Annotated in this window: 16 protein-coding genes; 2 read left to right on the top strand and 14 right to left on the bottom strand. The window is 66.4% G+C overall.

Going from position 1 to position 12,308, the window contains the following annotated elements; all coding sequences use genetic code 11:
* Positions 1-4: 4 nt before the first annotated feature.
* The 11 genes from WJ16_RS05300 to WJ16_RS05250 all read right to left on the bottom strand — a co-directional run bounded on the left by WJ16_RS05300 (position 5) and on the right by WJ16_RS05250 (position 8,603).
* Entirely contained in the window at positions 5-622 is a 618-nt protein-coding gene (locus tag WJ16_RS05300; RefSeq protein ID WP_069256149.1) for a sigma-E factor negative regulatory protein, read from the bottom strand.
* Between the two features lie 87 nt (positions 623-709).
* The gene (gene rpoE, locus WJ16_RS05295; RefSeq protein ID WP_006490873.1) at positions 710-1,309 is read right to left on the bottom strand and encodes an RNA polymerase sigma factor RpoE; all 600 of its coding nucleotides are present in this window, start codon (positions 1,307-1,309) and stop codon (positions 710-712) included.
* A 91-nt stretch (positions 1,310-1,400) separates the two neighbouring features.
* Positions 1,401-1,865 (bottom strand): hypothetical protein, encoded by a 465-nt coding sequence (locus WJ16_RS05290; RefSeq protein ID WP_069256148.1) that lies wholly within the window; start codon positions 1,863-1,865, stop codon positions 1,401-1,403.
* 12 nt (positions 1,866-1,877) lie between these two features.
* The gene (gene fabF, locus WJ16_RS05285; RefSeq protein WP_069256147.1) at positions 1,878-3,110 is read right to left on the bottom strand and encodes a beta-ketoacyl-ACP synthase II; all 1,233 of its coding nucleotides are present in this window, start codon (positions 3,108-3,110) and stop codon (positions 1,878-1,880) included.
* Positions 3,111-3,277: 167 nt separating this feature from the next.
* Entirely contained in the window at positions 3,278-3,517 is a 240-nt protein-coding gene (gene acpP, locus WJ16_RS05280; RefSeq protein WP_004197638.1) for an acyl carrier protein, read from the bottom strand.
* A gap of 144 nt (positions 3,518-3,661) precedes the next feature.
* Complete coding sequence (gene fabG, locus WJ16_RS05275; protein ID WP_069256146.1) at positions 3,662-4,411, bottom strand: 3-oxoacyl-ACP reductase FabG; 750 nt, start codon at positions 4,409-4,411, stop codon at positions 3,662-3,664.
* Between the two features lie 36 nt (positions 4,412-4,447).
* Positions 4,448-5,380 (bottom strand): ACP S-malonyltransferase, encoded by a 933-nt coding sequence (gene fabD, locus WJ16_RS05270; protein ID WP_069256145.1) that lies wholly within the window; start codon positions 5,378-5,380, stop codon positions 4,448-4,450.
* A gap of 83 nt (positions 5,381-5,463) precedes the next feature.
* The gene (locus WJ16_RS05265) at positions 5,464-6,453 is read right to left on the bottom strand and encodes a beta-ketoacyl-ACP synthase III (protein WP_069256144.1); all 990 of its coding nucleotides are present in this window, start codon (positions 6,451-6,453) and stop codon (positions 5,464-5,466) included.
* Positions 6,454-7,560 carry a phosphate acyltransferase PlsX gene (plsX, locus tag WJ16_RS05260; protein ID WP_069256143.1) on the bottom strand — a complete coding sequence of 369 codons (1,107 nt, stop codon included), beginning with the start codon at positions 7,558-7,560 and terminating at the stop codon, positions 6,454-6,456.
* 129 nt (positions 7,561-7,689) lie between these two features.
* Complete coding sequence (gene rpmF / locus WJ16_RS05255; protein WP_006051932.1) at positions 7,690-7,869, bottom strand: 50S ribosomal protein L32; 180 nt, start codon at positions 7,867-7,869, stop codon at positions 7,690-7,692.
* A gap of 98 nt (positions 7,870-7,967) precedes the next feature.
* On the bottom strand, positions 7,968-8,603 hold the full coding sequence (locus tag WJ16_RS05250; protein ID WP_069256142.1) for a YceD family protein: 636 nt from the start codon (positions 8,601-8,603) through the stop codon (positions 7,968-7,970).
* Between the two features lie 230 nt (positions 8,604-8,833).
* Between WJ16_RS05250 and WJ16_RS05245 the strand changes: the two genes are divergently transcribed.
* Both WJ16_RS05245 and WJ16_RS05240 read left to right on the top strand, forming a co-directional pair.
* A complete protein-coding gene (locus WJ16_RS05245) occupies positions 8,834-9,466 on the top strand; it encodes a Maf-like protein (protein WP_069256141.1) in 633 nt (210 codons plus the stop codon).
* Positions 9,463-10,185 (top strand): SAM-dependent methyltransferase, encoded by a 723-nt coding sequence (locus WJ16_RS05240; protein ID WP_011544932.1) that lies wholly within the window; start codon positions 9,463-9,465, stop codon positions 10,183-10,185. The genes WJ16_RS05245 and WJ16_RS05240 overlap by 4 nt, the downstream gene beginning before the upstream one ends.
* A gap of 59 nt (positions 10,186-10,244) precedes the next feature.
* Here WJ16_RS05240 and WJ16_RS05235 read toward each other — a convergent pair whose 3' ends face one another.
* The 3 genes from WJ16_RS05235 to WJ16_RS05225 are packed head-to-tail and all read right to left on the bottom strand — an operon-like array spanning position 10,245 to position 12,307.
* Entirely contained in the window at positions 10,245-11,237 is a 993-nt protein-coding gene (locus WJ16_RS05235) for a S49 family peptidase (RefSeq protein WP_069256140.1), read from the bottom strand.
* Positions 11,238-11,249: 12 nt separating this feature from the next.
* On the bottom strand, positions 11,250-11,651 hold the full coding sequence (locus tag WJ16_RS05230) for a Rieske (2Fe-2S) protein (protein WP_069256139.1): 402 nt from the start codon (positions 11,649-11,651) through the stop codon (positions 11,250-11,252).
* On the bottom strand, positions 11,648-12,307 hold the full coding sequence (locus tag WJ16_RS05225) for an HAD-IA family hydrolase (RefSeq protein ID WP_069256138.1): 660 nt from the start codon (positions 12,305-12,307) through the stop codon (positions 11,648-11,650). The genes WJ16_RS05230 and WJ16_RS05225 overlap by 4 nt, the downstream gene beginning before the upstream one ends.
* Position 12,308 lies beyond the last annotated feature (1 nt).

Below are 12,308 nucleotides of genomic sequence, written 5' to 3'. Positions count from 1 at the left end.
GGGGTTATTGGCCTGGCGTGGTGGTCACGGCTGCGCGGATCAGCGGCATCGAACCCGTGACGACGGGCTGCTGCGCGAATTGCTGATGCGCTTCAAGGTATTGGTCGAGGCTGGCGTCGCGGATGATGTTGACGTCCTGCAGCCCCGGCTGGGCCGATGCCTGCGCAACCGTCACGCGCTGCAGGTTGCCGCCTCGCGGCGCACCGGCCGACGCGACCTGGACGGCGCCGGGCGCACCGGCCGTCTGCATTTGCGGGACGACAATCCACGTCAGCGTGGCCGCCGCGGCCGCGACCGCGAACGCGGGCACGACGCGCCGGCGCAGCGACAGCAGCCTGCGCGCGACCGGCGCGGCGGCCGGCGCGAGCAGGTGCGGCTCGCTTTCGAGCGCAGCCGACATGCGCGCGGTGAACGCGACGCTCAGCGCGGGCGACAGCGCCAGCTCGTCCGAGCGCAGCGCATCGCCGATCAGGTGGTAATGGGCCCACGCAGCGCGATCCGCGCGGTTGAGCTCAGCCAGAAACTGCCCGTTGTCCGGGCCATCGAACATTTCGCCGTCGACCAGCGCGGAAAGGCGCTCGCCGCGCGAGCACGCTTGCGACTGCGTATTGACCGACCCCATGATGCTCCCCATCTTGCACACCCCGTCGTGACTTCACGACTCTTAACCGTAACTAGACCCCGACCCGCGTCGCTCCGCCTGTCGCGCTTACCAGCGCTTGCCTTCGGGCGTATCGAGCAGCGGACGCAATTTGGCAGCGATTGCCTCGCGTGCACGGAAGATCCGCGACCGGACCGTCCCGATCGGACAGCCCATCATTTCCGCGATCTCTTCGTAGCTCAGGCCCTCGATCTCGCGCAGCGTGATTGCCTGGCGCAGTTCTTCGGGCAGCAGAGCCATTGCAGCGTTGACCGTCTCGGCAATCTGCTTGCTCATCAACATCGATTCAGGCGTGTTGATATCCCTTAGTTGGTCTGCGTCGGAGAAAGTTTCCGCTTCCTCCGCATCGGCCTCGGTCGAGGTCGGCGCCCGGCGGCCTTGCGTCGCAAGGTAGTTCTTCGCCGTATTGACGGCAATCCGGTACAACCACGTATAGAACGCCGATTCGCCGCGGAATTGCGGCAGCGCACGATACGCCTTGATGAACGCGTCCTGGGCCACATCCTCGACCTCGGCGGGATCCCGCACGAGGCGCGAGATCAGCCGAATGATCTTTCGGTGGTATTTGGAGACCAGGAGTTCGAACGCTGCCTTGTCGCCCTTCTGTACGCGCTCGACCAGAGCCTGATCGATTTCTTTTTCACTCACCTGACAAATCCGTTAACTAGGGATGCAACGCGGAGCGTTATTGTAGCGTTCCGACGCGGGGCGCAAGTTACGGTCGGTAACCGCGCCGCCGTCACGCCCGCCCCGCCGCGCCCGCCGTTCTCGCCAGCACGGACAGCGCGCTGAACGATGCGGCGTCGAGCGCATCGGCCGGAATCAGCAGCGGCCGGGCCCGCCGGACGCCCTGCCCGACCGACAACACCAGCAGCAGACTGCTCCAGTGCGCATGACCCGTCACGCGACCGCGGGCCAGCAGGCGCCCGGTGCGACCAAACGCCGCGATTTCCCCGAAAGCATCGATCCGAAGCTCGGCCGGCAGCCGGCGGGCACAGGCTCGCGCGGCGCACACGGCCAGCAGCGCGGCCGTGACGGCCGACACGCATGCGCCGGCGGCAGTGCCCGCGCGCGGCGCCCAGAACAGGTAGACCGACGCGGCAGCCGATGCGACGAACGCGGCCAGCACGAGATACGACACGGCCGAGGCCCGCAACGCAAAGCGCTGCGGACGCCCGGCCGGAGCATCGAATGGACTCGTCAAGCGATTGCGGCGTCAGACGCGCTTGAACACCAGCGTGCCGTTGGTGCCCCCGAAGCCGAAGTTGTTCTTCACGGCGACGTCGATCTTCATGTCACGCGCGGTATTCGCGCAGTAATCGAGATCGCACTCGGGGTCCTGGTTGAAGATGTTGATGGTCGGCGGCGACACGTTGTTGTGCAGCGCCAGCACCGTGAACACCGATTCGAGGCCGCCCGCGCCGCCCAGCAGGTGGCCCGTCATCGACTTCGTCGAGTTGACCACCATCTTGTACGCGTGCTCGCCGAAGGCCGCCTTCACCGCGTCGGACTCGTTCTTGTCGCCCAGCGGCGTCGACGTGCCATGCGCGTTCAGGTACTGGACCTCGTCGGGATTCACGCCGGCGTCGCGCAGTGCCGCGACCATGCAGCGGCGCGGGCCGTCCATGTTCGGCGCGGTCATGTGGTATGCGTCGCCCGTCATGCCGAAGCCCGAGACTTCCGCGTAGATCTTCGCCCCACGCGCCTTCGCCGCCTCGTACTCCTCGAGCACCATCACGCCTGCGCCCTCGCCCAGCACGAAGCCGTCGCGGTCCTTGTCCCACGGACGCGACGCGGTAGCCGGATCGTCGTTGCGGGTCGACAGCGCGCGCGCGGCGGCGAAGCCGCCGATGCCGAGCGGCGACACAGTCGATTCGGCACCGCCCGCGACCATCACGTCCGCGTCGCCGGCCTGGATCAGCCGCGCGGCCAGGCCGATGCTGTGCAGGCCGGTCGTGCAGGCGGTGACGGCCGCGAGATTCGGGCCCTTCAGGCCGAACATGATGCTCAGGTGGCCCGAGATCATGTTGATGATCGAACCCGGCACGAAGAACGGCGAGATCCGGCGCGCGCCGCGATCGACGTACGTCTGGTGCGTATCTTCGATCATCGGCAGGCCGCCGATGCCGGAACCGACCAGCACGCCGATGCGTTCCGCATTGGCTTCGTTCACTTCCAGCCCGCTGTCCCGGATGGCCTGGACGCCGGCGGCGATGCCGTAATGGATGAACGTATCCATGTTCCGGGCTTCCTTCGCCGGGATGTACTCCTCGGCGCTGAAACCCTTCACTTCGCCCGCGAAATGGCAGGCGAGGTTCGACGCATCGAACTTCGCGACGGTGGCAATACCGGACTTGCCGGCGACGAGATTGGCCCAGCCGTCGGCAACATTATTGCCAACAGGCGAAATCAGCCCCAGGCCTGTAACAACAACACGACGGCGGCTCACGGTAACCTCTTTTCCATTATTGGATGACAAAAACAAAAGCCACAGTGGCCACAGGAACCAGCCCTGCGAGCCCTGTGGCTGTTAGTCCGTCCGGCGCGAGGCCGGCAGGATGGCGCGTCAATCGCGAAGACCGCGGCGACGTGGCGGACAAGCGCGAAAGGCGCTCGTTACGCCTTGACGTTTGCGCGAGCGTAGTCGATCGCTTGCTGAACGGTCGTGATCTTCTCTGCTTCTTCGTCCGGGATTTCCATGCCGAACTCGTCTTCCAGAGCCATCACCAGTTCGACCGTGTCGAGCGAGTCGGCGCCCAGGTCGTTCACGAACGAAGCTTCGTTCTTGATCTCGGCTTCCGCGACGCCGAGTTGTTCAGCGACGATCTTCTTGACACGTTGTTCGATGTTGTCCATTACCCCTCCGAGGGAAAGTTCAGATTTACAAGTGCGCGCATTTTATCAGGTTTGCTGACGCCAAAACGCGCGTTGGCTTGATGGTCGATCAAGCGCCGATCCGCCTGAAAATCGGGATACGGCGCGGATGGTAAACGAAAATCGTTACGACATGTACATGCCGCCGTTCACGTGCAGCGTCGTACCGGTGATGTAACCGGCCTGCGGCGATGCGAGGAACGCGACGGCATGGGCGATGTCCTCCGGGCTGCCGAGGCGGCCGAGCGGAATCTGGGTCTTGAGCGCGGCCTGCTGTTCTTCCGGCAGCGTCTTCGTCATGTCGGTGTCGATGAAGCCCGGCGCCACGCAGTTCACGGTGATGCCGCGGCTGCCGATTTCGCGCGCGAGCGCACGCGTCATGCCCGCCACGCCGGCCTTCGCGGCCGCGTAGTTGACCTGACCCGGGTTGCCGGCCGAACCGACCACCGACGTGATGTTGATGATGCGGCCGCCACGCGCCTTCATCATCGGGCGCAGCACCGCGCGCGACAGGCGGAACACCGACTTCAGGTTGGTGTCGATCACCGCGTCCCAGTCCTCGTCCTTCATCCGCATCGCGAGCTGGTCCTGCGTGATGCCCGCGTTGTTGACGAGCACGTTCAGCGCGCCGAATTCCTTCACGGTCGCATCGATCAGCGCCTCGGCGGCGGCCGCGTCGTTGACGTTCAGCACCGCACCGCGGCCCGTGACGCCCGCTTCCGCGAACGCCGCGCTGATCGCGGCGGCGCCCGATTCGCTCGTCGCGGTACCGATCACCGTCGCGCCCAGGCGCGCGAGTTCGAGCGCGATCGAACGGCCGATGCCGCGCGATGCGCCGGTGACGATCGCAACCTGTTTATCGAGAGTCTTGTCCATGAATCGAATATCCGTTTCTTGGGAAAAGGCGCCGCGTCAGGCGGTCACCAGCTTGAGCGCTTCGTCGAGCGAGGCCGGATCGAACACCGACGCGCCCGTCAGGCTGCTGTCGATGCGCTTCGTCAGGCCCGCGAGCACCTTGCCCGGCCCGCATTCGATCACGTGCGTGACGCCCGTGCCGGCAATGTGCTGCACGCACTCGACCCAGCGCACCGGGCCCGCGGCCTGGCGCACCAGCGCATCCTTGATCGCGGCCGGATCGCTCACCACGGCGACGTCGATGTTGTTGACGACCGGAATCTGCGGCGCCTTCACGTCGACGTTCGCGAGATAGTCGCGCAGTTGATCCGACGCCGGCTTGAGCAGCGACGAATGGAACGGCGCCGACACCGGCAGCGGCAGCGCGCGCTTCGCGCCCTTCGCCTTCGCGATCTCGCAGGCCTTTTCGACCGCGGCCTTGTTGCCTGCGATAACGACCTGCGCGGGCGCATTGAAGTTCACCGCTTCGACGACGCCCGCTTGCGCGGCTTCGGCGCACACCGCGCGCACCGTATCGTCGTCGAGGCCCAGGATCGCGGCCATGCCGCCCTGGCCCACCGGCACGGCCGTCTGCATCGCCTGCGCGCGGAAGCGCACGAGCGGCACGGCGTCCTTGAACGCGAGCGCACCGGCCGCGACGAGCGCCGTGTACTCACCGAGGCTGTGGCCGGCGACGATCGACGGCGCCGGGCCGCCTGCCTGCTGCCACGCGCGGTAGCACGCGTAGGCGGCGGTCAGCATCACGGGCTGCGTGTTGGTGGTGAGATTCAGTTCTTCGGCCGGGCCTTCGGCGATCAGCTTGCCGAGATCCTGATTGAGTGCATCGGATGCTTCCTGAAGCGTCTCGCGCACGACGGCCAGATCGGCGAATGCGTTGAGCATGCCGACCGCCTGCGAGCCCTGCCCCGGAAATACGAATGCAAATTTCATATCGTCCCCAATTGAATCGATTCGGACGGCGCGCGCGAATGGCGCGCCGATGGGATCCGCGCGCAGCAGTCGCGCGCCGCGGATCAGTAGCGGAAGACCGACGCGCCCCAGGTGAAGCCGCCGCCGACGCCTTCGATCAGCACGTGCTGGCCGCGCTGGATGCGACCGTCGCGCACCGCGGTGTCGAGCGCCAGCGGGATCGACGCGGCCGACGTGTTGCCGTGCTGGTCGACCGTCACGACCATGCGTTCCTGCGGCAAGCCGAGCTTGCGGCAGGTGCTGGTCATGATGCGGATGTTCGCCTGGTGCGGAATCAGCCAGTCGATCTGCTCGGGCGCGAGATTCGCCTTCGCGAGCGCCTCGATCGCGACCTTCTCGAGCACGTTGACCGCGAGCTTGAACACGGCCTGCCCGTCCATGTAAAGGAACGCGCTGCCCTCGATCACGCCGCGATTCACGTTGCCCGGCGTGCAGAGGATGTGCGAATAGCTGCCGTCCGCGTGCAGCGCGCTGCCGAGCACGCCCGGCTCTTCCGACGCGGACAGGATCACCGCGCCCGCGCCGTCGCCGAACAGCACGCAGGTCGTGCGGTCCTTGAAGTCGAGGATGCGCGAGAACGTCTCCGCGCCGATCACGAGCGCCGTGCGATGCTGACCGCTGCGGATGAAGCTGTCGGCCGTCGCCATCGCGTACGCAAAGCCCGAACATACGGCCTGCACGTCGAATGCCGCGCCGCCGTTCTTGATGCCGAGCTTGTTCTGCAGCAGGCATGCGGTGCTCGGAAACACGAAATCGGGGGTCGAAGTCGCGACGATGATCAGGTCGATCGACTGCGGATCGATGCCGGCCGCTTCGATCGCGCGACGCGACGCCTCGAGCGCGAGGTCGCTCGTCGTGACGTCCGGCGCGGCGAAATGGCGCGCGTGGATACCCGTGCGTGCAACGATCCATTCATCGCTCGTCTCGATGCCATCCTTCGCAAGACGATCGGTCAACTGCTGGTTCGTGACGCGGTCGGGCGGCAGGTAGCTGCCCGTGCCGAGCACGCGGGAGTAGAGAGTCGATTGGGCCATTTATGCTTTAGAGGATTGCGCAGCGGAAGGTTCGGCGTGAGGGCCTGCGGCGGGGCTTGCATGGCCCGCGCCGCCCGAGTCGTGTTCGCCTTCGCCGAGCGACACTGAATTATCCGCCATCGCGCGCGCGAGGCGCTCAAGCACGCCGTTTTTGACGGCATCATACCCGCGTTTGATCGCCCACTCAAACGCGTAGGCATCGGCCGAACCGTGGCTCTTGATCACGAGGCTCTTCAGCCCCAGCAGCGCCGCGCCGTTGTACTGGCGGTGGTCGACGCGCTTCTTGAAACGCATCAGGACAGGCAGCGCAAGCAGCGCCATCAGCTTCGACATCAGCGAACGGCCGAACTCCTCGCGGATGATGTCCGACAGCATCTGCGCGAGCCCCTCGGACGTCTTCAGCGCGACGTTGCCGACGAAGCCGTCGCACACGATCACGTCGACCGTGCCCTTGTAGATGTCGTTGCCTTCGACGTTGCCGCGGAAATTGAGCGTGCTGGCGCGCAGCAGCTCGCCTGCGCGCTTGATCGTCTCGTTGCCCTTGATCATCTCTTCGCCGATGTTGAGCAGGCCGATCGTCGGGCGCTCCTTGCCTTCGAGCGCGGCCACGAGTGCGTGCCCCATTTCCGCGAACTGCAGCAGGTGCTGCGGCTCGCAGTCGACGTTCGCGCCGAGGTCGAGCATCATCGTATAGCCGGTCGGGTTCGGCAGCGCGAACGCGATCGCCGGCCGCTCGATGCCGGGCAGCGTCTTGAGTACGTAACGGGAAACGGCCATCAGCGCGCCGGTGTTGCCAGCGGAGATGCAGGCCTGCGCCGCGCCTTCCTTGACGTGGTTGAGGGCGACGCGCATCGAAGAATCCTTCTTCTTGCGCAGCGCCACTTCGACAGGATCGTCCATCGCCACGACTTCGGTGGCGGGAACGATGGTCAGCGCGGGATCGTCGAGGGCTTTCAGCTTCTTCAGCTGAGCGCGGATCGCGCTTTCGATGCCGACGAGCATCAGGTGCGCATCGGGATGCGCGCGGACGAACTTGACTGCCGCGGGAACGGTCACGGACGGGCCGTGGTCGCCTCCCATGCAATCGATTGTGAGCTTTACGGTCATGGAATGCGACGAATTTCAGGCACAAAAAAGCGGCAGTTGAATGCCGCCTTTTTGTCGAGCCAGGAAAGTGTCAAGCGAACCAGTTGTCACGCGAACGGCAACCGTAGCGCGCAACGCGTGACTTGACGCTTAGTCGTTCTTCGTCTTGACGACTTTCTTGCCGCGGTAGTAGCCGTTCGGGCTGACGTGGTGACGCAGGTGCACTTCACCCGTGCTCGGCTCGACTGCCAGCGGCGCTGCCGTCAGGAAATCGTGCGAACGATGCATGCCGCGCTTCGACGGCGACTTCTTGTTTTGCTGGACTGCCATGACTAACTCCTAAATAATTTTCCGGATTCTAACACAGCCCGATCCGGCGCTTAACTACCCTGGCCCAAAGCCTTTACGCCTTCCCGCGCCACAACTGCTTAGTGTTTCTTGGTGCCGTCACCGTCCTTCTTCAGCGCTTCCAGCGCTGCGAACGGATTCGGCCGTTTGCCTTCGTCCCCGGCTTCGTCGGACGTGTCGTCCGTCTCTTCCGCGGGACCGCTCGCGCCCGACACGAGGCTTTCGTGAACTGCCGGGCAAACCTCGTGCTTGGGCACGAGCGGCAACGAAAGCAGCAATTCCTCTTCGATCAAGTCGACGAGATCGAACTGGCGTGAGCCCACGATCACATCGGCTTCATCGTCGTCGAGCGGAAATTCTTCAGCTTCTTCTTCGGTCGCAACGACCCGGTACGTCATGTCGACGTCGAACGTCTGGTCGTACGGGGTCATGCAGCGCTGGCACACGAGCCACGCATGGCCGTGCACCGCAAGGCGCAGATACGGCTGCTGCCCGTCGGCGCCATCGTCCTGCAACTCCTTCTGGGTGAACCCTTCCGCCTGCCACGTGAAGACCGTGTCGCGATCCGGCGCGTCCGCGGGCACTTCGTTTAACATGCGCGGCAGTTGCGAGAGGCGCACCGCGCCTGCTGCCTGCCGCCCGCTGCGGGCGAATTCGAACAGGTCGACCGCGTGCGGATCAAGCGCCGCCGCCGGTTTGCCAGAAGAGGTGTTCATGTGCGCTCCCGCCTACAGGCTGACTTGCGGATCCGGCTTGGTACCGCTCGCGTACGGCTCATCCGCGGATGACGTACTTTACTTCCGAAGACCCGGCAGGCGCCACCACAGCGGAAGCCTGCCGACGAAAAGCGGGAAAGCATACCTGTTTTACCTTTTGCGGTCAATCACTTAAGCTTGCGTCCGCGCAACGCCGCACCACAACCGACGACTCACCGACCCAACCGACCATGCCGGATACCGTTTGCCGCCCGCCGCGGCTGATTCTTGCCTCCAGTTCACGCTACCGCCGCGCCCTCCTCGAGCGCCTCGGCATCCCGTTCGACGTCGTGTCGCCCGACCTCGACGAAACCCCGCACGACGGCGAAACGCCCGCCGCGACCGCACTGCGCCTCGCCGGCGCGAAGGCGCGCGCGGTCGCCGCGACGATCGACGCGCCGGACGGCGTGCTCGTGATCGGGTCGGACCAGGTCGCGACCTTCGACGGCCTGCAGATCGGCAAACCCGGCACGCACGCGCGCGCGCTCGCTCAGCTCGTGTCGATGCAGGGCCGCGAAGTCGAATTCCACAGCGCGCTCTGTCTGTACGACAGCCGCACGGACGACGCGCAGGTCGAGGACGTCGTCACGCACGTGCGCTTCCGCTCGCTGCCCGAGGCCGAGCTCGACGCGTACCTGCACGCGGAAACGCCGTACGACGTCGCCGGCAGCGCGAAGTCCGAAGGGCTCGGCATCGCGCTGCTCGACGCGATCGATTCGAACGATCCGACCGCGCTCGTCGGCCTGCCGCTGATCGCGCTCACGCGCATGCTGCGCGCCGCCGGCTACCCGCTCTTTGCAACCACCCGTGGAGACCGCGCATGACCGCCGGCACGCTTTACCTCGTCCCGAACACGCTCGGCGAAGGCGACGAATCGATGCTCGCCGCCGTGCTGCCCGCGGCCGTGCAGGCCCGCGCCGGGACGCTCGGCTATTACATCGGCGAGAACGCGAAGACCACGCGTGCATTCCTGAAGAAAATCGGCACGACGCGTCCGATCCAGGAAATCGAGATCAGCGAGCTGAACGTCAATACGCCGGCCGGCGCGATCGACCGGCTGCTCGCGCCCGTGCTGGCCGGGGCGGACGCCGGGCTCGTGTCGGAAGCCGGCTGCCCGGCCGTCGCGGACCCCGGTGCACTGCTGGTGCGCCGCGCGCACGAGCGCGGCGTGAAGGTCGTGCCGCTCGTCGGGCCGAGCTCGATCCTGCTCGCGCTGATGGCATCGGGCCTGAACGGCCAGAGTTTCGCGTTCAACGGCTACCTGCCGGTCGACGCGGCCGCGCGCGCGAAACGCCTGCGCGAACTCGAGCAACTGTCACGCAAGGCGCGCCAGACGCAGATCTTCATCGAAACGCCGTACCGGAATCACGCGATGCTCGACACGCTCGTCGCGACCTGCGCGCCGTCGACGCAGATCTGCGTCGCAGCCGACCTGACCCTCGCGACCGAGACGATCGCGAGCCGCACCGTGGCGGACTGGAAAAAGGCGCCTGCGCCGAATCTGCACAAGCGCCCTGCGATCTTCCTGCTGCTGGCGAACTGAAGCCGCGGCGGCCGAACCGCGTCGCGACGGGCGGCCTATTGCGGCCCGCCCGCTTCAGGTCAGCGCAGGCTGACCGACGCGCCGCCGGCCGTCAGCGCCTTCATCGCGGCGCTGCCGACGGCCGCGCCGAACTTGCGCGCGACTCGGTTCGTCAGGCTTTCCTTCACCGTATAGTCGACGAGATCGGGCGCCTTCAGCACGTCGCGCGCGACCGTGTCGGTCGTGCCATAACCGTCCGCCAGCCCGAGCTCGACGCTCTTCTCACCGGTCCAGAACAGGCCCGAGAACATGTCGGGCGTCTCGTGCAGCCGCTTGCCGCGGCCATCCTTCACGGCCTTGATGAATTGCGCGTGCACCTGGTCGAGCAATGCCTGCGCATGCGCGTCCATCTTCGGCGTTTCCGGCGAGAACGGATCGTAGAAGCCCTTGTTTTCGCCCGACGTGTGCAGGCGCCGCTCGACGCCGAGCTTGCCCATCAGGCCGGTAAAGCCGAACCCGTCCATCAGCACGCCGATCGACCCGACGATGCTCGCCTTGTCGACGAAGATCTTGTCGGCGGCGGACGCGATGTAATAGCCGCCGGATGCGCACATGTCGGTCACGACGACGTACAGCGGCGTGTCCGGATGCTTCGCGCGCAGCCGGCGGATCTCGTCGTAGACCATCCCGGCCTGCACCGGGCTGCCGCCCGGGCTGTTGATCCGCAGCACCACGCCGGCCGTGCCGTCGTCGTCGAACGCGGCGTCGAGCGCCGTGATGATGTCGTCGGCGTTCGCGCTGACGCCGGCCGCGATCTCGCCGTCGATCGTCACGAGCGCCGTATGCCGCCCGCTCGACGTGAACTTCGCGTCGCTCGAGAAATCGATCAGCGCGAACGCCAGCAGCACGAACACGCCGAGGAACGCGAAGCGGAAGAAGATCTTCCAGCGCCGCGCCGCGCGCTGCTCCTTGACGGCCGCCAGCGCGATCCGCTCGAGCGCCGCGCGCTCCCAGTTCGGTTCACGGCTGTCGGGAAGGGAGGAGGATTGCGGGGAATTCGGTTGGTCGGCCATGCAGTGATGTCGTCAGTCGGTCGTAGCGGAAACAGCGGGACGCAGGTCGGCGTCGGGCACCCAGAATACCGCACGCCCGTCGGACGTGTCGCGCTCGTCGACCTCGACCGGCCGCAGGCGGCCGCCGCGGCACGGGCCGCCGACGCACTTGCCGGTGTTCGGTTCGTAGATCGCGCCATGCGTCGCGCACATCAGGTACAGGCCCGACGATTCGAAGAACTGCCCTTCGGCCCAGTCGAGCTCCATCGGCACGTGCGCGCAGCGGTTCAGGTAGCCGTACGCGCGGCCCTCGTAGCGCACGAAGAATACGACGGCCTGCTCGCCGCGCAGCGTCGCATCGACGCGCACGCCGGCGCCGCCGTCTGCCAGCGCGTCCGATGCGCACACGCGCACGGCGTCCGGCGCCGCGCTCATGCGTGCTCCCGCAGCCAGGCGGCCAGCGCGTCGACGTCCGGCGCGACGAAACGCGGCGCGAGCGCCGCCAGCGCCTCGGCCGTGTGCGCGCCGTACGCGACGCCGACGCCGGCCGCGCCGGCACTCGCGGCCATCTGCAGATCGTGCGTCGTGTCGCCGATCATCACGGTGCGCGCCAGGTCCTGCCCCAATTCGCGGGACAGCTCGTGCAGCATCGCCGGATGGGGTTTCGAGAAGGTTTCGTCCGCGCAGCGCGTCGCATCGAACAGGCTCGTCAGCTTCGACTGATCGAGCACGCGGTTCAAACCGACCCGGCCCTTGCCGGTCGCGACGGCGAGCAGATAGCCCGTGTCGCGCAATTCGGCGAGCAGTTCGCGCACGCCGGCGAACAGCTCGATACGCTGGTCGTCGAGCAGATAGTGATAGCGGTAGCGCTCGGCGAGCCGCGAATAATCGGACGGATCGAGGGTCGGAGCGGTAATCTGCAGCGCATCGCGCAGGCCGAGGCCGATCACGTAGCGCGACGCCTCGTCGGACGGCGTGGGCAGGCCGAGATCGCGGCACGCGGCCTGGATGCTGTGCGCGATGTGCGCAGTCGAATCCATCAGCGTGCCGTCCCAGTCGAAGACGATCAGGTCAAATTGCTGTCGAGCCATG

The organism is Burkholderia metallica (assembly GCF_001718555.1).
Lineage (GTDB): Bacteria > Pseudomonadota > Gammaproteobacteria > Burkholderiales > Burkholderiaceae > Burkholderia > Burkholderia metallica.
Note: the sequence above shows the minus strand (reverse complement) of the source record. Positions and strands in the feature narration are given on the sequence as shown.